Source organism: Raoultibacter phocaeensis (genome assembly GCF_901411515.1).
Taxonomy (GTDB): Bacteria; Actinomycetota; Coriobacteriia; order Coriobacteriales; family Eggerthellaceae; genus Raoultibacter; species Raoultibacter phocaeensis.
Genome location: NZ_CABDUX010000002.1, coordinates 1,284,936 through 1,306,854, shown reverse-complemented (window position 1 = coordinate 1,306,854; position 21,919 = coordinate 1,284,936). Strand labels below are relative to the sequence as shown.

General features: G+C 58.4%; 23 protein-coding genes. 12 read left to right on the top strand and 11 right to left on the bottom strand.

The window, feature by feature from the left end:
• Positions 1-23 precede the first annotated feature (23 nt).
• From FJE54_RS13500 to FJE54_RS13455, 10 genes are all read left to right on the top strand, one after another.
• A complete protein-coding gene (locus FJE54_RS13500; RefSeq protein WP_139653326.1) occupies positions 24-2,921 on the top strand; it encodes an ATP-binding protein in 2,898 nt (965 codons plus the stop codon).
• Positions 2,922-3,157: 236 nt separating this feature from the next.
• Entirely contained in the window at positions 3,158-3,583 is a 426-nt protein-coding gene (locus FJE54_RS13495; protein WP_139653325.1) for an iron chaperone, read from the top strand.
• A complete protein-coding gene (locus FJE54_RS13490; RefSeq protein WP_218971938.1) occupies positions 3,580-3,870 on the top strand; it encodes a DUF1905 domain-containing protein in 291 nt (96 codons plus the stop codon). The genes FJE54_RS13495 and FJE54_RS13490 overlap by 4 nt, the downstream gene beginning before the upstream one ends.
• Positions 3,867-4,226, top strand: coding sequence for a DUF2200 domain-containing protein (locus FJE54_RS13485; protein WP_218971937.1), 360 nt, complete (start codon positions 3,867-3,869; stop codon positions 4,224-4,226). Before FJE54_RS13490 ends, FJE54_RS13485 begins: the two co-directional genes overlap by 4 nt.
• A 212-nt stretch (positions 4,227-4,438) precedes the next feature.
• Entirely contained in the window at positions 4,439-5,599 is a 1,161-nt protein-coding gene (gene rpoD / locus FJE54_RS13480; protein ID WP_180326807.1) for an RNA polymerase sigma factor RpoD, read from the top strand.
• Between the two features lie 10 nt (positions 5,600-5,609).
• Entirely contained in the window at positions 5,610-7,949 is a 2,340-nt protein-coding gene (gene rlmKL / locus FJE54_RS13475) for a bifunctional 23S rRNA (guanine(2069)-N(7))-methyltransferase RlmK/23S rRNA (guanine(2445)-N(2))-methyltransferase RlmL (RefSeq protein WP_255467437.1), read from the top strand.
• Between the two features lie 86 nt (positions 7,950-8,035).
• The gene (amrA, locus tag FJE54_RS13470) at positions 8,036-9,391 is read left to right on the top strand and encodes an AmmeMemoRadiSam system protein A (RefSeq protein ID WP_139653321.1); all 1,356 of its coding nucleotides are present in this window, start codon (positions 8,036-8,038) and stop codon (positions 9,389-9,391) included.
• Positions 9,384-10,304, top strand: a complete 921-nt coding sequence (gene amrS / locus FJE54_RS13465; protein ID WP_218971936.1) for an AmmeMemoRadiSam system radical SAM enzyme — start codon at positions 9,384-9,386, stop codon at positions 10,302-10,304. Before amrA ends, amrS begins: the two co-directional genes overlap by 8 nt.
• A 291-nt stretch (positions 10,305-10,595) precedes the next feature.
• On the top strand, positions 10,596-10,925 hold the full coding sequence (locus FJE54_RS13460; protein WP_139653320.1) for a type II toxin-antitoxin system MqsR family toxin: 330 nt from the start codon (positions 10,596-10,598) through the stop codon (positions 10,923-10,925).
• Positions 10,926-10,927: 2 nt separating this feature from the next.
• Complete coding sequence (locus FJE54_RS13455) at positions 10,928-11,347, top strand: type II TA system antitoxin MqsA family protein (RefSeq protein ID WP_139653319.1); 420 nt, start codon at positions 10,928-10,930, stop codon at positions 11,345-11,347.
• Positions 11,348-11,400: 53 nt separating this feature from the next.
• Here FJE54_RS13455 and FJE54_RS13450 read toward each other — a convergent pair whose 3' ends face one another.
• The 3 genes from FJE54_RS13450 to FJE54_RS13440 all read right to left on the bottom strand — a co-directional run bounded on the left by FJE54_RS13450 (position 11,401) and on the right by FJE54_RS13440 (position 13,587).
• On the bottom strand, positions 11,401-12,027 hold the full coding sequence (locus FJE54_RS13450; protein ID WP_139653318.1) for an MFS transporter: 627 nt from the start codon (positions 12,025-12,027) through the stop codon (positions 11,401-11,403).
• Complete coding sequence (locus tag FJE54_RS13445; protein ID WP_139653317.1) at positions 12,003-12,707, bottom strand: MFS transporter; 705 nt, start codon at positions 12,705-12,707, stop codon at positions 12,003-12,005. Before FJE54_RS13445 ends, FJE54_RS13450 begins: the two co-directional genes overlap by 25 nt.
• Before the next feature lie 190 nt (positions 12,708-12,897).
• Entirely contained in the window at positions 12,898-13,587 is a 690-nt protein-coding gene (locus FJE54_RS13440; RefSeq protein ID WP_139653316.1) for a TetR/AcrR family transcriptional regulator, read from the bottom strand.
• 271 nt (positions 13,588-13,858) lie between these two features.
• On the opposite strand from FJE54_RS13440, the gene FJE54_RS13435 reads away from it, so the two are divergent.
• Together FJE54_RS13435 and FJE54_RS13430 are read left to right on the top strand one after the other, a co-directional pair.
• The gene (locus tag FJE54_RS13435; protein WP_139653315.1) at positions 13,859-14,158 is read left to right on the top strand and encodes a hypothetical protein; all 300 of its coding nucleotides are present in this window, start codon (positions 13,859-13,861) and stop codon (positions 14,156-14,158) included.
• Positions 14,158-14,430, top strand: a complete 273-nt coding sequence (locus tag FJE54_RS13430; RefSeq protein WP_139653314.1) for a hypothetical protein — start codon at positions 14,158-14,160, stop codon at positions 14,428-14,430. Before FJE54_RS13435 ends, FJE54_RS13430 begins: the two co-directional genes overlap by 1 nt.
• 24 nt (positions 14,431-14,454) lie before the next feature.
• Here the strand turns inward: FJE54_RS13430 and FJE54_RS13425 are convergent, their stop codons facing one another.
• From FJE54_RS13425 to FJE54_RS13390, 8 genes are all read right to left on the bottom strand, one after another.
• On the bottom strand, positions 14,455-15,117 hold the full coding sequence (locus FJE54_RS13425; RefSeq protein WP_180326742.1) for an SOS response-associated peptidase: 663 nt from the start codon (positions 15,115-15,117) through the stop codon (positions 14,455-14,457).
• Between the two features lie 28 nt (positions 15,118-15,145).
• Positions 15,146-15,940, bottom strand: coding sequence for a protein-ADP-ribose hydrolase (locus FJE54_RS13420; protein WP_139653312.1), 795 nt, complete (start codon positions 15,938-15,940; stop codon positions 15,146-15,148).
• Positions 15,937-16,806, bottom strand: a complete 870-nt coding sequence (locus FJE54_RS13415; RefSeq protein ID WP_139653311.1) for an SIR2 family NAD-dependent protein deacylase — start codon at positions 16,804-16,806, stop codon at positions 15,937-15,939. The genes FJE54_RS13420 and FJE54_RS13415 overlap by 4 nt, the downstream gene beginning before the upstream one ends.
• On the bottom strand, positions 16,806-17,486 hold the full coding sequence (locus tag FJE54_RS13410) for a 4Fe-4S binding protein (RefSeq protein ID WP_139653310.1): 681 nt from the start codon (positions 17,484-17,486) through the stop codon (positions 16,806-16,808). The genes FJE54_RS13415 and FJE54_RS13410 overlap by 1 nt, the downstream gene beginning before the upstream one ends.
• A 120-nt stretch (positions 17,487-17,606) precedes the next feature.
• Positions 17,607-18,530, bottom strand: a complete 924-nt coding sequence (locus FJE54_RS13405) for an Abi family protein (RefSeq protein WP_180326741.1) — start codon at positions 18,528-18,530, stop codon at positions 17,607-17,609.
• A 199-nt stretch (positions 18,531-18,729) separates the two neighbouring features.
• Positions 18,730-18,987 carry a hypothetical protein gene (locus FJE54_RS13400; protein WP_139653308.1) on the bottom strand — a complete coding sequence of 86 codons (258 nt, stop codon included), beginning with the start codon at positions 18,985-18,987 and terminating at the stop codon, positions 18,730-18,732.
• Positions 18,988-18,997: 10 nt separating this feature from the next.
• A complete protein-coding gene (locus FJE54_RS13395; protein ID WP_139653307.1) occupies positions 18,998-20,269 on the bottom strand; it encodes a DNA polymerase Y family protein in 1,272 nt (423 codons plus the stop codon).
• Between the two features lie 270 nt (positions 20,270-20,539).
• The gene (locus tag FJE54_RS13390; RefSeq protein WP_139653306.1) at positions 20,540-21,490 is read right to left on the bottom strand and encodes a hypothetical protein; all 951 of its coding nucleotides are present in this window, start codon (positions 21,488-21,490) and stop codon (positions 20,540-20,542) included.
• Between the last annotated feature and the right edge of the window lie 429 nt (positions 21,491-21,919).

The window sequence follows — 21,919 nt, the reverse complement described above, 5'->3', positions numbered from 1 at the left end:
GTTTAGGAAGGACGGTGCGGTCGATGAGAAGGCTAGTGGCAGTCGTATGCGCCGCGATGCTCGTCATCTCGCTGTTTCCCGGAGTCGCCGGCGCCGAAGACGGTGTCTCGGTTCCGCATACAGATGCATCCAGTACCCGCTCTTCGAGTTCGGATGCCCCTTCCGGTACGGACACGAAACGTGCCTCGTCGTTTTTAGGCGAAGGCGCAGACGTCGACATGCATGCCGACGCGGGACGCACGCTTAAGGTCGCTTTCCCCTACGCGAAGGGCATCAGCGAAACCGACGAGAACGGCATCCATTCCGGGAGTTTCTACGATTGGCTCGTCGAGATATCCAAGTACACCGGGTGGAACTACGAGTTTGTCACGGGCGATATAAACGATTTGCTGCCCGCCATGATTGATGGTGAATACGACCTCATGGGAGGCATGTTCTACCGCGATGAGCTTACGGCAGACGTGCTGTATCCCGACTACATCATGGGATCGAACTACTCGGTGCTGCTGTACAAGAAAACCGATCCCGACATCAAGAGCTTCGACCTCAATACGCTTAACGGCAAGACGATCGGCGTGCTTTCGAAGGCGACCGATAAGATAGAGCGGCTCGAGAACTTCCTCGAGTTCAACAACCTCGATTGCGCGATCCGCTACTACGACGATGAGGTGGCGCTTCGCCAATGCCTCGATTCGGACGGGGTGGATGTGCTGCTCAGCAGCGATATCGAGATGCGCGACGATTGCGATGTGGCCGCCCGGTTCAAATCGGAGCCGTACTATATCGTTGCCGCAGCAGACGAGCCCTCGCTTGCATCGGAGCTCAACCAGGCGATGGAGAACATCTATGCGGCCGACCCCGGCTTCTCCGACGAGCTGTACGAAAAATACTACGCAGATGCGCACGTCAATTCCATCAACTTCACTGACGAGGACCGTGCGTTCATCGAAAAGGCCGATCCAGTCAGGGTCGCGGTCATCTCGGATCTGTACCCGGTGTACTACGAGCGCAACGGAACGTACCGCGGCATCGTCAAGGGCGCATTCGAGTTGATAGCCGAACATACCGGGCTCACGTTCGAATACGTCGAGGCTGAAAACTACCAAGACATGATCGATCTCGTGCTTTCGGGCGAGGCCGATGTTGCGGGCGGGTTCATGGACGATGAGTACTTCGCGAACGACATGGGCCTTGCGCTCACGAAAAGCTATACCAAGCTCGATGCGGTGGTGCTGAGGAACAAATCGTCGGAATACCCCTCGAGCGATCTGACGCTCGCTCTGCCCGAAGGAAGAGCGAAGCCCGCCGGCATCAAGGCCGCCCGCATCGAGTACTACCCGAGCTACGAGCTGTGCCTCGAGGCGGTGAACACGGGCAGGGTCGATCTGACGTGCCTTCCCTCGTCCTACGCCGAGGGGCTCTACCAAGACCACTACTACGCCAACCTGACGCCGGTGGCCGCAGACCATATCGAATCGACGTTTTCGATCGCGTTTCCCCAGCCAGTCGATTCCGAACTGTATTCGGTGATCAACAAGGCCATCAACAGCTTTACTGCCGAAGAGATGGAAACCGTCCTATCGAATAACGTCATTTCGGTTGCGAATCGCCAGATATCCCTCCAATCGTTCATGTACGAGAACCCCGTGGCCACGCTCGCGTTCGGCGTTATATTCTTGCTCCTCATCATCGGCATCATCCTTTTGATCGCGCGCTCCAAGATCAGAAACCGCATCCTTGCGCTTAAGCTCGAGAAGGCCGAAGAGACGGGCCGCGCGAAGTCCGACTTCCTCTCGCGCATGTCCCATGAGATCAGAACGCCCATGAACGCGATCATCGGACTTTCGACCATCGCCTCGCAATCGGGCGATGCGACGCCCGCCATCAGGACGAGCCTCGAGAAGATCAACACTTCGGCCCAGTTCTTGCTAGCGCTTGTAAACGATATCCTCGACATGTCCAAAATCGAGAACAACAAAATGGAGCTCGAATGCGCGCCGTTCAACGTGTTGGCGCTTGCCGAGCAGATGCAGAGCATGGTGGGCATTCAGGCCGAGAAAAAAGGTCTTTCGATGGTGACCGAATGCGAGGCCGAGGACGGCTGTGTGGTAGGCGATTCGATCCGTATCCAGCAGGTGCTAGCGAATCTGCTTTCGAACGCGTTCAAGTTCACCGATCCCGGCGGAACGGTCACGCTTGTCATCAAAGAAGTCGCCCGCGACAAGAAATCGGCGCGCATCCGGTTCGCCGTACGCGATACGGGCATCGGCATCGCCCCTGAGGATCTTGAGCGCGTGTTCGAATCGTTCGAGCAGGCAGCCGAGAACCGCACGAACGTGCAGGGTACGGGCCTCGGTCTTTCCATCAGTAGCAACCTTGTGAAGATGATGGGCGGAACGTTGCGCGTCAACAGCACGGTGGGAAGAGGCACCGAGTTCTACTTCTCCATCGATCTGCCTATCTCGGACCAATGCGCGATTGCGTCCGATACGCACGACGATCGCGCGGCGGTATCGCTTTCTGGATCGAAGCTCTTGCTCGCCGAAGACAACGACCTCAACGCTGAGATCGCCATCGCTTTGCTCGAGATGGAAGACGTGTCGGTCGTGAGGGCCGACAACGGCAGAAAGGCCGTCGACCTATTCGCTGCAAGCGAACCCGGCGGTTTCGACTTCGTGCTCATGGACGTGAAGATGCCCGTGATGGACGGCCTCGCGGCCGCCAAGGCTATTCGCGCGCTCGACCGCGACGATGCACGTACGGTTCCGATTATCGCCATTACCGCCAATACGTTTCAGGAGGACCGCGACAGCGCGAAAGCGGCCGGCATGAACGGGTTCGTTCCCAAGCCCTTCGATGCCGAACAGCTCTACGACGCACTCAGGGAGTTTCTGAGACGGAAGGAGCGCGGCGCGAACTGAGCTGATGGGGGTGGCGTGGAGACTTCGTGACTGGAGCGCCGCGTTGGGCAGGATTCTCGCAGACCTACGAGCTTGTGGTGGTTGCGTGACGGTCCGTTGCCGAGGGAGCGCGCGGTTTCAGGCAGGGGCGGATTCGCACTTTTGCATGCCAGCTTGAAAACAGATTACCTTTTACCGCAGCAGCTTCGATCCGCACGGGTACCCTGTATGCATTCGCATATGAAAGGAGGCGTGCCATGAAGCGAGGCCCGAACGGCGATCGGAGGCTTGAGAACGCTGCGGCGAGCTGCTACGGCGGTGATGTTGAAGCGGTCGATGCCTATATCGCCGATCAGCCCGAGGCGGTTCAGCCGCTGCTGTACAAGGTGAGGGAAACCATCCGCGCGGCGGTGCCGAATGCGCAGGAGAAGATTTCGTGGCGCATGCCGACGTACTGGCAAGGCGAGAACATCATCCACTTCGCAGCGTTCAAGCACCATCTCGGAATCTATCCGGGAGACTTGTCGCTTACCCCGTTCCAGGACAGGGTGGGTACGCTTCGCCATACGAAGGGCGCGATCCAGTTTCCCTACGATGAGCCGATCGACTACGGTTTGATTGCCGAGATCGCTCAATGGCGTGCAGCTCGTATCGGGGGATGCGCAAGTTGGGGGCGGTCGTGAATCCGCGTACCTACGAATTCGATGCGATGATCCAGGCGTCCGAGGTCGGCAAGGGAGGCGCATACGTGACGTTTCCTTACAACGTGCGCGAGGAATTCGGCAAAGGGCGCGTGAAGGTCCATGCTACGTTCGACGGCATACCGTATGACGGCAGTGTGGTCAATATGGGGAGCACGCACGAGGACGGCTCGGTGTGCTATGTGATCGGGATTCTTAAAAGTATCCGCGCCGAGCTTGGCAAGCACATAGGCGATTCGGTGCATGTGACGGTGAAGGAGCGCGCATGACAAAACAAACGAAACCGAAACTATACGCTATGAATTTTGCGAGCGTATATCCGCTCTACGTTCAGAAAGCCGAGAAGAAAGGGCGTGCGCGCGAAGAAGTGGACGCGGCCATATGCTGGCTGACCGGCTATGACGAGGAAGGGCTGCGCGCATGCATCGAGCGCGGAGTCGATTTCGAGACGTTTTTCGCGGAAGCTCCGCGCATTAACCCGGATGCCGACAAGATCACCGGTTCCGTGTGCGGCATCCGAGTCGAGGATATCGAAGATCCGCTGATCCAGCAGATCCGTTGGCTTGACAAGCTGGTTGACGAGCTGGCGAAGGGCAAAACCATGGAAAAGGTGCTGAGGAGCTGAGCTTTCTCTACCTTTCTCAACGAATAAAAAACCGTCTTCTGCTCAAGCCGTTTTTGTGGTATATTAATTCGCTGAATCTTTGCGCCCAAAAACAGGATATCCGTAGCATGGGCAACACGTTGATCGGAAAGGAAGACTACGTGGCTCCAGCCTCCAAGAACATCTCCTCAACAAACGAACCCATCAGCGAGAACACTGAATTAGAAGAAGATATGATCGAGGATGACGACCTCGACGTCGAACCCGATGCCGATTCGGTCATCGACGACTCGTCGGTTTCCGATTCTCTCGATGACGATAAGATCGATACCAACTTCAACGAAGACGAGCTGCTCGAGGACATTCCCGAAGACGAGCTCAAGGCGGCCGCCGAGCTTCCGCTTCCCAAGGTGGGCGGCAAGAGCAAGGTCAAATCGCGCAAGCGTGCAACCGATACCTCGGTCACCATGCTCACGGGCGATCCGGTGCGCATGTACCTGAAGGAAATCGGTAAAGTACCGCTGTTGACTGCCGCTGAGGAAATCGACCTCGCCATGAAGATGGAAGCCGGCATCGAAGCGAGCGAGCAGCTTGAGAAGGCCGAGGACGAGGGCATCGAGCTCGAGCGTCGGGAACGCCGCCGCCTCTCACGCATCGAACAGGTCGGCCTCGACGCCAAACAGCAGATCGTCGAAGCGAATTTGCGCCTCGTCGTGTCCATCGCCAAGCGCTATGTCGGCCGCGGCATGCTGTTTTTGGATCTCATCCAGGAAGGCAACCTTGGGCTCATCCGTGCGGTCGAGAAGTTCGACTACACGAAGGGCTTCAAGTTCTCGACGTACGCTACCTGGTGGATCCGCCAGGCAATCACCCGCGCAATCGCCGACCAGGCGCGCACCATCCGCATCCCGGTGCACATGGTCGAGACCATCAACAAGCTTGTCCGCATCCAGCGCCAGCTCCTTCAGGAGCTCGGACGGGAACCCACCCCCGAGGAGATCGGCAAGGAGATGGGCCTGCCTGCCGAGCGCGTTCGCGAAATCCAGAAGATCTCGCAGGAGCCGGTATCGCTCGAGACGCCTATCGGCGAAGAGGAAGACAGTCAGCTCGGCGACTTCATCGAAGACGACGCAGCCGTGGTGCCGCCCGACGCCGCAAGCTTCTCGATGCTGCAAGAACAGCTCTCCAAGGTGCTCGACGGACTGGCCGAGCGCGAGCGCAAGGTTATTTCTCTGCGTTTCGGGCTTGAGGACGGGCACCCGCGCACGCTTGAGGAAGTAGGCCGCGAATTCGGCGTCACCCGCGAGCGCATCCGCCAGATCGAGAGCAAGACGCTCGCGAAGCTGCGCCATCCCTCCCGTTCCTCCAAACTGAAAGATTACTTGGAAGACTAGAACGGACAACGTGGAAACCTACGAGTTTTATGCACGGTGCGCAAGCGGCTTCGAGGCGCTTCTGGCAACCGAACTGAAGAATCTGAAAGCACAGCGCGTACGTCCCCTCAAAGGGGGCGTTGCGTTTTTCGGCACCGTGCGAGAAGCGTATCGCGCCTGCCTGTGGTCGCGCGTCGCATCGCGCGTACTGCTCGTGCTCGCCCGTGTCGATGCGTCCGACGCTGAGGCGCTTTATGCAGGTGCGAAGGCCCTCGATTGGACCGAGCACGTAGGCGAAGGAGCAACGATCGCCGTGTACGCGCACGGCATGAACGACAATCTGCGCAACACCCAGTTTACTGCCGTGAAGGTGAAGGATGCCGTATGCGACGCACTGCGCGAGGCGCGGGGAGCGCGGCCCGACGTGCGCTCGAAACGTCCCGATGTGGCAATCGACGTTGCGGTGCGCGGCGAGAAGGCTACGATTTCGCTCGACCTTTCGGGCGAGCCGCTTCATCGCCGCGGCTACCGGACCGACGGCGTGCAAACCGAGGCACCGCTCAAAGAGACGCTTGCGGCAGGCATCGTGCTCGCGGCGGGATGGGAACGGACCGCCCGTGTGTGCGGCACATTCATCGACCCCATGTGCGGTTCGGGGACGCTCGTTATCGAGGCTGCCATGATCGCAGCCGATAGGGCGCCGGGCATCATGCGCGACTACTGGGGCTTTTCGGGATGGGCGCTGCACGACGAGGATCTGTGGGATGCTCTTATCGACGAAGCTGACGACCGTCTAGCCGCAGGGCTCGAATCGATGCCGCGCCTCGTGGGGACCGATGTCGACGAAAAGAGCGTGCAAATCGCCCGGGAAAACGCTAAACGCGCTGGTCTTGCCCGGTACGTGGATTTCCGCGGAGGGGATGCCGCGCAGATGGGCGAGATTCTAGCAGATGGCGCTACGGGCGCAACCGATGCGCCGGGCCTTGTGGCGGTCAATCCCCCTTACGGAAGCCGCCTTTCGTCGGAGGCGCAGCTTCCCGGCGTGTACGCCGCGCTCGCGCAAGGGGTCTCTGCGGTACCCGATGGATGGACGCTCGCCGTCATCACGCCCGACGCGACTATCGATACCGCCCTCGGTCTCGTGCCGCGCGAAACCCTGGGGTTGTACAACGGCCCTTTGGCAGCCGATCTGCGTATCTACGAGACGGCTCCTTCTGCGCGCATCGAGCTCAAGGTCGTTTCGCTTGCCGGCGACGAGCGGTACGTGACGGTAGCCGAGCCCACGAGCGACCAGTTCATCGCACGGTTTCGCAAGGTGGCGAAGGAGCGCACGAAGTGGGCGCGGAAAAACGGGATCTCGTGCTACCGCCTCTACGACGCCGATCTGCCCGATTTCGCTGTTGCCGTCGATCTCTACGAAACTGCGGGTCCGTCGGTTGTCGATGCTGTCGAACAGGCTTGCGGCAAGGCGCGTCGCGGGGTGGGCGAGAACAGCACCTCGATTGGGGGAGGTGCGAGCTCGGCAGGCGAGCGATACGTGCACATCTCGGAATACGAGGCACCGCCGACTGTCGATGCCGAGCGGGCGCAGCGGCGGTTCCGCGATGCGCTTGCTATCGTGCCGACCGTTTTGGGATTGGACCCCTCGCACGTGTTCTCGAAAACCCGCAGGCGCGACAAGGGCGGCGGGCAGTACCGCGATGCGCGTGGGCGCTCGCATATCGTGTGCACGGAAGAATCGGGCTACCGGTTCGAGGTCGACTTGGGTGGCTACCTCGATACGGGTATTTTCCTCGATCACCGCAAAACGCGAGAGCTCGTGGGCTCTCTGGCGAAGGGTGCGCGCTTTCTGAACCTGTTCGCCTATACGGGAACGGCCAGCGTGCATGCGGCCGGGGGCGGTGCGGTAAGCACGGTGACGGTGGATCTTTCGCAAACCTACCTCTCGTGGGCCGAGCGCAATATGCGCCTGAACGGCTTCAAGGGCCGCAACCACACCTATGTGCGGGCTGACGTCCTGCGGTGGATTTCAGAAGAGCGGGCGAGCAAGCGGCGCTACGATCTTATCTTTGTCGATCCGCCGACGTTCTCCAACTCGAAATCGATGGGCAAGGAAACGTGGTCGGTGCAGCGCGACCACGCTGAGCTAGTAATCGGCGTCTCCCGCTTGCTTGCGCAAGGGGGGCGTGCCGTTTTCTCGTGCAACCTCCGTTCATTCAAGCCCGACACCGAAAAACTCGAGCGCTACGGCGTGCACCTGACCGATATTTCAGCCGAGACGATCCCCGAGGATTTCGCCCGCAACCCTAAGATCCACAAGTGCTACCTCGTGGAGCGGGTCGCGGCGGGAAGCGGCGTATCCGGAGATTGACTGGCGATCCGTTAACGAGGCGATGCTGTACGTACGGCGAGCATCCGCGGTACAATCGGGGTAAGATATTCGGACAGGAGGCCGCCATGTCGCTTGTAGCCGCATACATCGTTCCCCATCCGCCGCTCGCCGTTCCCGAAGTCGGGAGGGGCGAGGAGTTGAAAATCGCCGATACGCTTGCGGGATACCGCGAAGTCTCCCGTCGCGTTGCTGCGCATGAGCCTGAAACCATTCTGGTCGTAAGCCCCCACAGCGCCTACTTCGGCGATTGGATCTATCTTGGGGCAGGCGAGGGCGCATGCGGCTCGTTTGAGCAATTTGGAACTCCCCAGGTGCGCGCTTCGCTCGTTTACGACGGCGAATTCCGTGATGCGCTTGCTGCGTGCGGCGAGGGCGAGGGTTTGTCGGTCGGGTGCGTTTCGGCGCGCGCGAAAAAGCTCGATCACGGGATAATGGTGCCGCTGTATTATCTTGAGGAATGCTATCCGAGCGATCGGTACCGCGCCGTATCGATCGGGGGTTCGGGTGTGCCGCGCGAGGAGCTGCTTGCGTTCGGGCGCTGCATGGCGAGGACCGCCCACGGCCTCGGAAGGCGGACGGTCCTGCTGGTGAGCGGCGATCTTTCCCACAAGCTCAAGGCCGACGGACCCTACGGGTTCGATCCTGCCGGTCCGCGCTTCGACGAGGCGTTCGCGCGCGTAGTCGAATCGGGCGATCCTGCAGGATTTGCGGACCTCGACCCCGCTCTGTGCGAGGACGCGGCCGAATGCGGACTGTCGGGGTTCATCATGCTGGCTGGCGCACTCGCCGAGGCACGTTCGCAAGATGGTGTGAAATTCACTTCCGAGCTGCTCTCCCTCGAAGGTCCGTTCGGCGTCGGGTACGGCGTTGCGGCGTTCGAGCGAAGGGAGCCTGCCCTTTCAAAAGCCGATCCGCTGGTCGCGCTTGCCCGAGCCACGATCGAGCAGTACGTGCGCACCCGTACGGTGCCCGTGGCGCTGACGCTGCCCGGCGATTTACCCAATCGAGCGGGCTGCTTCGTGTCGATCCACACCGCTTCGACCGGTGAGCTGCGCGGCTGCATCGGCACTATCGATCCCGTGCGGGCAACGCTTGCCGACGAGGTCATCGAAAACGCCGTCTCGGCTTCTACGCGCGATCCGCGCTTTCCCGCCATCACGGTCCCCGAACTGGACGACCTTGAAATCAGCGTCGACGTGCTGTTTCCTCCCGAGTCGGCGACGGTAGGCGATCTTGACCCGAAGCGCTACGGGGTCATCGTCAGCCAAGGGTTCAAACGCGGGCTGCTCCTTCCCGACCTCGAAGGAGTCGATACGGTTCGCGAACAGCTTCACATCGCCTGCATGAAGGCGGGTATCGACCCGCGCGCGGGCTTCGATGCCATCGACATCGAGCGGTTCGAGGTCGTGCGCCATGCATGAAGCATACGACGTCTCAGCCGACCGCGCTCAAGCACCCGAAGCGCTGCTCGACCGCAGTCGCATGTCCGATGCGCGTACCTGCACCGTATGTCCTCACGAATGCCGCCTTCGCGAGGGGTCGTTCGGCGTCTGCGGCACCCGCACCGTCCGCGAGGGCCGCATCGTCTCGCTGAGTTACGGACAGGCTACGGCGCTTGCGCTCGATCCGATAGAAAAGAAATCGCTCGCCCGGTTTCATCCGGGATCGCTTGTGCTTTCGTACGGGAGCTTCGGATGCAATCTGCGCTGTCCGTTCTGCCAGAACAGCGACATCTCGATGGCCGATGCCGAAGGCAGGGTTGCGAGCGCGGCCCGGTTCGTGTCGCCCGAAGAGCTTGTCGAGCGTGCGCTCGATCTGCGCGAACGCGGAACCATCGGCATCGCCTACACGTACAACGAGCCCCTCATCGCGCCCGAATACCTCATGGATTGCGCGCGGCTTGCGCATGAGGCGGGACTGGTAAACGTCGCTGTCACGAACGGGTACGTTTCATCGGATGTGTGGGCTGATGCGCTTTCGCACCTCGATGCGCTCAACATCGATGTGAAGTGCTATTCCGAAGAGGGCTACCGTTTGCTCGGCGCCCCCGGGGGACTCGCCGTTGTCAAGCGCTCGATCGAGGCGGCGGCAGCTGCCGGCGTGCATGTGGAGGTGACGACGCTCGTGGTGCCGGGGTTGTCGGATGACGAGGCTTTGTTTCGCGAGGAGTGCGCCTGGCTTTCCGAAATCGATCCCGAGATCCCGCTTCACCTCTCGCGGTTCTTTCCAGCCTATCGCGCCTACCGCGAAAAGCCGACTGATTTGGCTGTGCTTGAGCGGTTCCGGTCTATCGCGGAAGCATCGCTTGCGCACGTGTACCTCGGAAACGTGTAGCCCCCGCGATCACCCCTCGGTAGCCTGCACGCTTATGAGCTAAAGGTTTACATGCTTAGGATATAGGCGCGCTATTTTTTGGCACCTATCTTGAAAAGGGGATGGATACGTTCTATACTTCGCTCATAAATTATTAGGCGATTTGCGCTAAGGCTGGGATACCCCTAACTCTGCTTAGCCAGAGGACAGCCGTGTTTTTTTGGAGGCTGTCATGATGCGATACCGGAAAGCGGTTCATTTCTTATCGTGTTTTCCTACTAAATCTTGTAAAAAAGGTAGCGTGATGCTACCATGAAATACAGATCGCCACGGTATAGCCTCGCACGAGCTCAGCGCCTTGTGCGTACGAGCAAGTACATCGAAACCAAGACGAGCACACGGTGGTTGAGAGCCCACGGGTACGATCCCGGTATTGCAAAGAGATTGATACTCTCTTTGGCGGAGGATGAGTACATGGAATCTCTTCCGCCGAAACACGAACAGGGTTTATGGGCCGATGTATACCGATGCGATTACGAAGACGACGAGATCGGTGGGCGGTTTTACGTGAAATTTGTCATTACCGATGACGAACTCACCTTAGTATTGATGTCATGCAAAGAATGGGGGTATGGGTGGTGACTATGGTTGATACATGCCCTATCTGCGGGGGTTCGGTAACGGCGATGCACGGTACGGTTGAGTGGGATGTGAAAGGCGAATGCGTTGCCGTAAGTGGCGTCGAGCATGCGATGTGCTCGCAGTGCGGCGAGGTCTACTTCGAAGGCGATGTTTCGAGCTATGTTCACCGTCGGGCGGTTGATGAGTACAAACAGAGACACGGGTTGCTTTCGGGTACCGAGATCCGTGCGTTGCGCGAGAAGTTGGGCTTGTCGCAAGCCCGCTTCGAAAAGCTATTGGGAGCGGGACCGAAAACGGTGGTTCGTTGGGAAAACGGAACGGTGTTTCAAAACGGAACCGCCGATACGCTGATGCGCGTGCTCCGCGATCATCCTTCGGTGGCCTGCACGCTTATGGAAGAAAAGGGACTGCGCGCCTCCTGAGGGGCGCTCGTTTCTCAGGAGGCGCGCAGCGGTCGGGCTCGATGGGCGTTTGGCTACAGGGCGGCTGAGCCCTCGGCATCCGTCCTTTCTGCAAAAGCCGTTTGAGCGGCAGGTGCGCCCTTGCCAAACGCCTTTTTGAACGTGCGAACCGCGAATACCGAAACACCGAGCATGACCGCCAGCACGAACGTCGCGAGGATGGGTGCCGCTATCGCATCGAAGCCGAATCCGAAGATGAGCTGTCCTGCCGGCAAGGCGACGTTCGCAGCCGACATCGTGAGCGCGATCACTTTGCCGATGAGATCGCCAGGCGTGTTCATCTGCAGAAACGAGATTCCCACGATGGAGAAGAACGTGCACATCGCCATAGTCCACGTAAGGCTGACGAGCAGGACCGCGTATGCGACCATGGGTGCTGCTCCCGATGCCATCACGACGGCGATGGGCAGAAAACCGAACGCTGCGCCGAACAGAAAGCGCGGGGCCCGCGTAATGGGGAAGAGGGCGGGCTTGATCGAGATGAGGACGGCGCCGATGAGCCCGCCGAGCGCAAGCGACGCTTCGGCAAAGCCCATGAGCTGGTTGGACAGTCCGAGCACCTCGGTGATCATATAAGGGGTGCCCACCATGATGAAGGCCGAAGCGACGAGGTTGACTACGGTAGCAGGATCGTCTTCCACATGATGGGGTTCTTCTTGAGGAAGGAGGCAGCATCTTTGATGTCGCTTTTCAGCGTGGACAAGGGGTTGCCGGCCGAACGGTGCTCCGCAACGGGGATTTTGACGAAGGCGACGATGAGGCCCGACGAGACGAGGAACGCGACGGCCGAAACGATGGCGATGGGCATGACGCCGAAGAAACCGAACACGAGGCCGCCGACCACCGGACCCACAAGCCCTGTCAACGCGCTGACCTGCGTGACGATGGCCGTTGCCGACGGGATACGATCGTAGGCAACGACGGAGGGCACCGACGATTGGATCGTCGGCTGGTAGACGCTTTGGGCCGCGTACAGAAGCATGAGGATGACGATGGTCACCACCACGAGGTCCGCCGTCTGGGCGAGCACGATGTAGGCGACCGCCGATGCAGCCATGACGAGGTCGAGCACTGCCATGATGTACTTCTTGTTCACGCGGTCGGCCAGCGTGCCGCCGATGGGGGTGAGGAAGATGTAGGGCACGAAGGCGCAGGCCACGACGATGCCGTAAAGCGTTGCGGATCCGGAAAGGTTGAGCAGGTACAGCGGCAGGACGAATTTGAGAATAGCGCCGCCGAGCAACGAAAACAGCTGCGCGATGGCGATGGCCGCGAACGGTTTGGTGAACAGGCGGCTTTGCTGCTGCGAGGTTTCTGACATGGTGGCTCCTTAGATCGTTTCGTAACTATACATACGTGCAGTTGGTATGTATCAAGGGCAAATAAAAAGCTGCGAGGCAGCGGGACGAGTGGACTTGCGAAGCTCAGTCAACGTAGGACAAAACTCAGGAAGCGGGGCGGGATTCGCCGGGTGGAACCGGGGAGCTTCGGTTTGCGTTTCTGCTATATCATCACGATGCCTCCTCTTCGTCATCGAAAAGATCGGTACGCGATTCGAAGGTGGAGCGGTACCGCTCGAGGGCTTCGGACATGCCCGAATCAGCCAGTTCGACGCCGAGGGAGCGGGCGAGGTCAACGTAGAAGGCGATGCGGCCTTTGAGGTCTTCAGGCGTCGATTTGCGAAACATCGGGCCGGCCCAGAGGTTGGCGAGGAACACGAGAACCTCGCTCAGCTCCTTCGGATGATCCGTCACGATGCTTCCGTCGCGGACACCCTGCTCGATGATGGGTTGGACGTAGAAGGGCACGGTTTCCTCGAGCACTGCTTGGTACTGCAAGCCGAGCAGCCGGGAATTCTTCACCGGATCGGTCGCCGGCGCGATGGTGGACCAGATTTCAAGCTGCGGGCCGTTGATGGAGGTTTCGAACAGCGCCTGGAGCTTCTGGCCGCCCGTCATCTCGCCGTCGTCGCGGATGCGCTTGAGCTCGCGGTACAGCGTTTCGTTCTCCCGGTCGAGCGCGGCGGAGAGGATCTCATCCTTCGATTTGAAGTGATGGTATACCGCTCCTTTGGTAAGTCCGCCCAGCTGATCGATAATGTCCTGGATGCTCGTGTTGTCGTAGCCCTTGGTGAAGAAGAGCTCGAGCGCCACGTCGAGGATCTTGGCGACGGTTTCTTCGGGATGCTTGTTTCGGGCCATCGGTCCTCCTTCGCGCTCGTTCGGTTGCAGATACCTTAAACATACCAACGGTATGTATCATAAACGACTCGACGGGAAATGCAAGTGTTTTTTCTCCGGCTTATGCCAGAGCCGTGCTCGCTGTTAGAGGTGTCAATGGAATAGCGATGCTGTTTTCAAGGTTAAAGTATACATTTTATACAAATAATAGTATATACAAAAGCATAACTATAATACTACCTATGCACCTAGGAAAAGATGTCGGCACAAGGCGAAAGCAAAGGAGCCCAGCATGGATACAGCAGGTACGTTGGATGAGATATACCCGATCAGCGCACTGATAAAGAAGCAGAAAGAAGTCAAGGAAGCGGCACAGCGCGGAGTTGTGCGGATAACCGAACAGGGTGCGGGAGCATACGTGTTCAGCTCTGAAGAACAATACGAAAAGGCAATACGCAGGGCTCAAGAGGAAGCGGTGTACGAGGCTCGATTGCGCGATACCATCATAGCCGGGAGGGCCGACATGAATGCCGGGAGAGTGCATTCGGACCATGAAGATTTCTTCGCGGCGATCAGAGAGGGCCTTGCGTAATGGTGACGGTTGAACGAACCGACACCTTCAATGAAGACGTTGCCGGTCGCGTCGAAACGCTCAGAGTTCTCAACGATATAGAGTATGCGATTACCACGATCCAAACGATTCCGACAGTCGGGTCTTCTCATCTTCCCGAGTCTATCCTGCAGCAGTTCGGAAACGGGGTGCGAAAGATTTCCTGCCCGCCGTTTTTGATAATCTACGAGTACTTTCCTTCTGAAAACCGTGCCGTCGTATACGGTCTCATTCACGAAAGGCAAGCGTATTGAGCGAGCGGTGCCCCGGGCGGTTTCTCACCACAGTGCGGGCTGGTCGGGAAAAGACGACTTGCTCGGCGGTGCGGGCAGATCGGTTGCGGCAGGTTCTTGGGCAGTCGCTATAAGCTCGATGCCGGTGCGGTCGAACAGGTGCATGAAGTCGGGTGAAAACCATAAGGGAAGCTCGTGTTCCAGCAGCACCACGGGCATGCGATCGTGGACGGGCTCGACTGAGGCGTTCGGGGCGGTGGTCATGATCGAGAAGCGACCGCTTTGGTAGATTCCTGCCAAGAACAGCAGGCTGCGCGGTCCGTCGAAGCGGTAAGGGCGCTTGATCGGCTTGCCTGTGCGCTCGCTTACCGACAACTCGGTTTTATGCGGCTCGAAGAATCCGAACGTAGGAACGGCGCACCGGCGTTTCGTCAGGGAGTCGCGCCACATGCTCGATTCGGAAAGCGCGGTTTCGGATCGGGCGTTGAATACGAGGCCGCTTTTGTTCGGGATGGTGTAGCCCCAGGTCATTTCCTCCGCTTTGAGACCTTCCCGGGTCGAAACGATAAGCGGGACGGTTGAGCCCGGATAGGCGTCGACGATGCGGGCGGGCCAGTCAGGCATGACGTTGACATGGTTTTCGATCTCGATGTCGCGGATGATCAGCTCGATCTCGTCGCGAGGAACCATGATGAAGTGCCCGCACATACCGTTCCTTCCTGCTCGTCTTCGGCGATCATACCATGAGCAAGCGCTCGTAGATGCGACGGTCCTCATCTGTGAACACGTTGAAAACCACGGTTTCAAGCGTGGTGTCGGTTGCAAGAAAGTCCTTGACGCTGCGTACGGCTATCTCGGCCGCTTGCTCATGCGGAAAACGGAACTCTCCTGTCGAGATACAGCAGAACGCAATGGATGCGAAACCCCGTTCGGCAGCCGCTTCGAGGCACGAAGCGTAACACGAGGCGAGCTCGCTTACGTGGCTCATCGTCGGCGCGTCGAAGACGAAGGGGCCCACCGTGTGGATCACATGGGCTGCGGGCAGGTTGAAGGCGGATGTGACGGTTGCGGTACCAACGGGTTCGTCTCGCACGCGCACGCTCATGATGTCGTTACAGGCAAGTCGCAGCTGCATGCCGGCGAACGTGTGGATCGCGTTGTCGATGCAGCGGTGCCCGGGAACGAAGCATCCGAGCAGCTTGCTGTTTGCGGCGTTGACGATGGCATCGGCTGCAAGCGTGGTGATGTCGCCTTGCCAAAGAGCCATCCGTTCATCGAGAGGTACGTGCGAAAGGTTCGAGACGTGCGTTGTCTCGCGCAGTGCGTGAATCCGGGCGAGTACGTTGTCTTGCAGCGCGAGCATGTCGTCGGGCGCGGGCGCGGGCTCTCGCGTGTTCATAAGCGCGCGTAGAAGGTTCCAGCGATCGAGCGGGTTTCCGGGGACGGTAACGGTACGCTTATCGGCGCGCTCGGCAAGTAGCATTTCTATAAGTTCGATCATGCCTTCCGGTTCGCAGGATTGTTCGGTCATGGACGTTCGGCTCCTTCCCGAAGATCGCCGATCACTCGGGTCATGTCCTCGGTGAAAGCGACGGTACGATCTCTGTTCTCATCGGCACCGCTCGGGTGGTTGCGATTCAGCCTGATAAGCGTCACGTTCTCCGGGTTTCGGTAGGCTATGTTCTCGAAGGGGTAGCGGATAATGCCGGGCGTGTTGAACCCCACGCCGAGCTCGAGCAGAACGGTACGCGTGCCCGCGCATGATCGGACGAACGCCGCATACCGTTCGCTTGCCTCGTGCCAGGTATCATCCTCGACGAAGAAGGCGTCTTTGCGCACGTGTACCTCCATGGGGCCACCGCAGACGGGGCACGCAGGCACGAGTTCGCTCGGGATGCAAAGGTCGCCATCGGTGCGTGCGGCCATCATGCGAACAAGCTCTTCGTCATGATACAGCGTATCGTGGCATCCTTTCGCGCACTGGATGAGCCCGTAGTTCCCCTGTACCTCGAAGATGCCCCTTGCGGGAAAACCCGTCTTCTCAAACTGGCTCTCGACGTTGGTGGTGATGACGAAGAAATCCTTTTCTTCGACGAGGCGGAGCAGCTCGGCGTAGAGGGGAAGGGGCGGCTCCTCGAAGCGGTTCGCAAGGATGTGGCGGGCCCAGTACCCCCAACGCTCTTCCTCGGTAGCGTAGGGGTAGAAGCCTCCCGCGTACATGTCGGGGATGCCGTAGCGCTCGATCCAGGGGGAGAACAGCTTCTCGAACCTGCTTCCGCCGTATTCGAGGCCAGCTGCGCTCGAAAGTCCCGCTCCACCCCCGATGATGACTTTGTCGGCGGCGGCGAGTGCCCGTTGTGCCCGTTCGATGCGAGCCGCGTAGTCAAAGCCGTCCATTACGCGCTCCTTTCGATTGCGCTGTGCGGGCAGATTTCGGCGCACGCGCCGCAACGCAGGCAATGGTCCGATTCGATGCGCGCTTTCGGCGATTCGGCGGAAAGGACGATGCAGTCCTGCGGGCATGCGGGGAGGCACGAGCGGCATCCCGTGCACAGGTCGGTGACGAAGTAGGATCCCGAAGGGACGGCTGCGGTGCGGTCTTCATCGGGGAGGGCATCGGCGTTTCTCGCGAGGGGAGCGCCGCCTTCGCCGATGCAGTCGTCTCCGAAGGCGAACGTTTCGTGAACGACGGGACGCACGGTGAGATCGAGGTACTCTCCCTTGCCTGCAAAGAGCTGGAAGGGTTCGAGCACGTGGCGGGTTTCGCCGGGGTACAGGATGGCCATATCGGGGTTCTGCTCGAACATCGTATCGATGAGCTCGTGTTCGACCTGGCGGACAAATCCGCGCAGCGAGACCATGCGATAGCCCTTCTGCCCGGTAACCGCGACGAAGCCCTGCTCGGTAAGCTCGCGGTAGAAGTTCTTGCCCCGCGCCGTGAGGAAGTACACGCTATCGCGATCATGCAGCATGAGATCGATGATGCGGATGGCGGGGCGCCCGTCGCCTCCGATTGTTGCGAACGCGCATTCCCGTATGTCCTCGTGCAAAAATCGGAGAAACCGCTCGGCATCCATGATCGCGCTCCTTCGCTTTTCCAGTTGGCATCTTGTATACACCAACGACCTTCGAGAAGCCAGCTTGAAAGGAGAGCTTCAGCCAAAGGACACGCGTCGAAGACTGGGCGGCATGCGCGATTATTCGATAAGCGCCTTGACCGACGAGAACCCCATCGTTTTCAAAAGCGATTCGGAGATAAGCGACGGTGTATCACGAATAACCCCAAGGATTAGCCGAGACACCTCCGTTCTCATTTCAACCATTTCGTCAACTTGCATAATGTCGGAAAGGTCATCGATCACGTTGGAGAGCGAAACGTCCTTCGATGGCGATACGCGAGCGCAGTAGAGCCTTTCATCGTGGGCGCATATGTTTCTGAAATCCTTGATGTGGTCGTATGCGAGCCGTAATTGCTCGGGGTTGAACCGTTTCTTAACGCCATGTGTGGTTTCATAGAGCGTTGAGAAGTACCGAGCTATTTCGTTTCGCATGGATTCCTTTTGGAAGGTGAAGAACTTGAATATCATCCCTAGACTCGTAAAATTAGCGAGAACCCAAAGCGGCACCTCATCATGGTTGTTCAAGTAATGATCTATGTAAGATCGTCTGCGCGCAGAGGTGCCAGAAGGATCCTTGGTGAGAATCTTCTCAAAATTCCGTATCAGAGCGTCGATATCGCGCCTATATCTATCCTCTCTTCGATAAAGCATTTTGTTTAGGTACGGTTCGCATTCGGTTTGATGGCGTTCTGTAAAGCAATATGAACATGCGGTCTTCAAGACTGCTTCAGCACGGGCAAAGTATCTAAACATTCTCAGGCGCAGGTCTCTGTCGAATTCAAAAAGGCGGTAAACATGGTCAAAGGTTACGCCTTTGTAAAAACGATCATCTCCGCCTGCGGCGGACTTCGCATTTTTGTCGATAAAGAGATCCTTGTAGCCGTTTACGACACAGTAATATCCTTCTCGGCTCAGAATATCTCGACTTCTTTTGTCGGTAATCAAGCCTCTGCTGTTGAGTAATTCGATTTGTTCGTCGATTGTCTTAAATGGTTTGTCCATGTTTCGTCCCCTTTTAGACGCAAAAACCGCCCGAAGGCGGTCCATGCGGATTGCGACGGACATACCGGCTCGCAACCTCTTCACGAAAATCATGATAACAGCGCTCGGTATTTCACAAAGCCTCCACAAAGAGCGTACATGAAATTACTACAGCGTTGTGGAAAACTAAACGGATAGAAAGCTCGGGCGCTGCGCCCGCTTAACGGATCTTCTCCTCCACGAACCAGCGGGGTTCCTCGTAGAAGAGGAACGTGTCTCTGTTCTGTATGCGTACAAGGTAGCGCACGCCGGTGCCGCCCACCTTGAGCGAGGCTGCGCGGCGCACGTCGAGGACGCGGTCGACCGCAAACCGCCGACCGTCCTCCCATACGACCGCGAGCGGCAAAACGGTCCCGTCCTCGGCGTGGCGGGCGATCACCTCCACGTAGCGCTTCCTCCTGCTCTCGATTCCCTTCACGGCGCGCGCCTTACGAGTGCAGGTAGCCCACCGGGTGCACGGTGTTCTCGCCCTTGATGTCCACGCCGGCAAGCGTCTCGTCGGCAAGCTCGGCGCCGCGCTGGACGCAGAGGTTGCCGAAGCGCCGCCTCAGCTCGTCGATCGCGAAGTCGAGGCGTTCGACGACTTCGCGCTTGGACTCGAAGAGCGAGAGCTGCTCGGGTTCGCTCATCGCCACGAGGTCGGTCGCGCGCACGTGGAGGCCGCGGATGGGGCGCGTGCCGTCGAACCGCTCGTTGGCGAGCACGAGCGTCCAGGCCGTGCGCGCCACGTCGCGCGTGGCGGCCGTCGGGAAAGGCAGCTTGGTCTGGCGCGTGTAGCTCGTGAGGTCATCGCCGTCGCGCACACCGATGGCGATGGTGCGGGCGCGCATGCCGTCTTCGCGCAGACGCTGCGCCACCGATTCGGAGAGCAGGTAGATGAGCGCCTTGGCGTCGCCCGCGTCGAGGATGTCGTGCGGAGCGGTGAGGCCGTTGCCGTAGCTCTTCACGGTGCGCTCGACATCTCTGCGCGTAGGGTCGTAGGTCTTCACCTGCGTTGCGTCCTCGCCGCGGGCGAACGTGCGCAGCATGAGCCCGATCTTGCCGAAGCGCCGCGTGAGGTAGGCGTCTGTGGCGTGGGCCAAATCGCCGATGGTCCTCACGTCGTAGGCGGCGAGCTTGCGCTCGGTGGCGTGCCCCACGTAGAGCAGCTCCCCGACGGGCGCGCCCCATACGACGTCGCGGTAGTTCTCGCGCGTGATTTCGGTTATGGCGTCGGGCTTTTTGAAATCGCTGCCGAACTTCGCGAAGATCTTGTTCCACGACACGCCGATGGACACGGTCACCCCGAGCTCGGCGTGTATGCGCTCGCTGATCTCCTCGGCGATCACGCGGGGGCTCCCGCCGTGCAGCTGCACCGAGCCCGTGACGTCGAGCCAGCTCTCGTCGAGGCCGAACGGCTCCACGAGGTCGGTGTACTGGTAGTAGATGTCGCGCGCCATGGCGGAGTACTTCTTGTAGAGCGGGTAGTCGGGCGGCAGCACGATAAGGCCGGGGCATTTCGCCCGCGCCTCCCAGAGCGCCTCGGCCGTCTTGATGCCGTAGGCCTTCGCCTCCTGGCTCTTGGTGAGCACGATGCCGCAGCGCAGCTCCTCCTTGCCCGCCACGACGACGGGCCTGCCCCTAAGCTCCGGGTGCTCCGCCTGTTCGACCGACGCGTAGAACGTGTTCATGTCGCTGTGCATGATGATTCGCTCGTCCATGAATGACCCCCATCATCGCGAGACTGCCGTATGCATGTCTTTGTAAGGTGTTCTCTTCAACAGGGTACAGATGTTCGCATTATTGGCGCGACAACGCAAGCGAACAAACGATGGAGATTGCGGGGGTGGGTTGGGATTTGAAAGAAGAAAATGTCTTCTGTAGCGCAACGAGTTTCAGGGTTAGCGCATCATCAGCGCGTTAAGTCTGGAAACGAGTGAAAGATTCGCCGATTGTGTGTGAATAACGAAATGCTTCAGGATTTCTAGAACCTAGCCCACTCGGCCAAAGATGCGATAGCACAGATAAGTCAGGTAGGGAGACGGGTTTTTCTTCTGCCCAAAGTCCCAACCTTTGAACTTCTGAAAAACTGCTTCGGGTGTGAACAGCCCGTTTTCGTCTTGCTTGCTTTTGATCAGGTTGAGCATTTCGATAAAGCGGGCATCTGCTTTAGCCACCTCAAAATTACTGAGCACATCAACGACGCTCACCAAGTCATACCATATAGCCGGAGCTTTGAGTTTTCTGAAATCGGTACCCATATAGAACATGTAAGGGTGTCGCTCTAAGCTGTTTTCCCATAAAGACAGCAAAGCCATCGCTGTGTTTTCTGAAACCCCAGAATCACGATATTCGGGAATGCCAGACATGAGCTTCAGCATAATCAATGAAGCATAAGGACAGATATCACCTTTTCTACCCGGTCCTCTGAACTTTCCAAGCTCGGGGGATACCGTGCAGGGAAACCCGCAATCCTCGTAGAACCCAACGAGGTGATCCACTCCCTGCTTTATATGGTTCTCATAATCGCACCCTGCCTTATTCAGCGCATACAGCAGTAATGGTGCATCGCAAAGACACCATCCGAATGAATCTTCGCCACTTCCTCCGAAATGTTTAGGGATATTGGTTAGCGATTTATACACGCCATTGCTATCTTTGTTTTCCATGATCTTATCAATTGCACATTGTATTTCAGGCACTTCACTCCCAAGGCCGATGTCTAAAAGAAAAATGAGTTTATGGATCGGCAAGTCGGGATTTTTATGGTTGCGCACGAGGATACCGTGGTAATCGGTCACATCATTAAGGTATACCGTGATTCGAGGATCGATAAGAACCTGCTCCTTCAAGGCGGCTAGGCTCTCTCTGTCTTCATTCAAGATGTTTATTCTCGTGGCATATTGCAACCAGATTTCACCATCTTTTAGTATGTAATCCAAAGCGTCTATCTCTACCTCCGGTAAGTATCTACGCCGAATTCAATGTACCTTCCGACGACTTCCAGTATAGCTGCTTTCATTCTACCGTATGGGTTCTACCTCCCGCTTTCCCTAGTGGTCTCCGCACTAAGCCCCGTGAAAAGAAGAAGGTGCTAATCCCATCTACCACGGGAAACACTGCTCCTATGAAACCTCCATGGCACTCAGCGACGAAACACGAGCTACCGCTTGTGAAATGGATACGGTGATGGCAGGAAGCTTGACCGTCAAAGCATCCTGACGCTTTACTTGCAACCTTCAATCTGGGTGAGAGGCGTTTAGCAGGTGTCATTCGATAGAGAAAATGCCTTCCGCCGCGCAACGGACTTCAAACGAGAGGCTACTCGATTTGACATTAGTTTACATCTTAACTATAATTGGTTAATATCT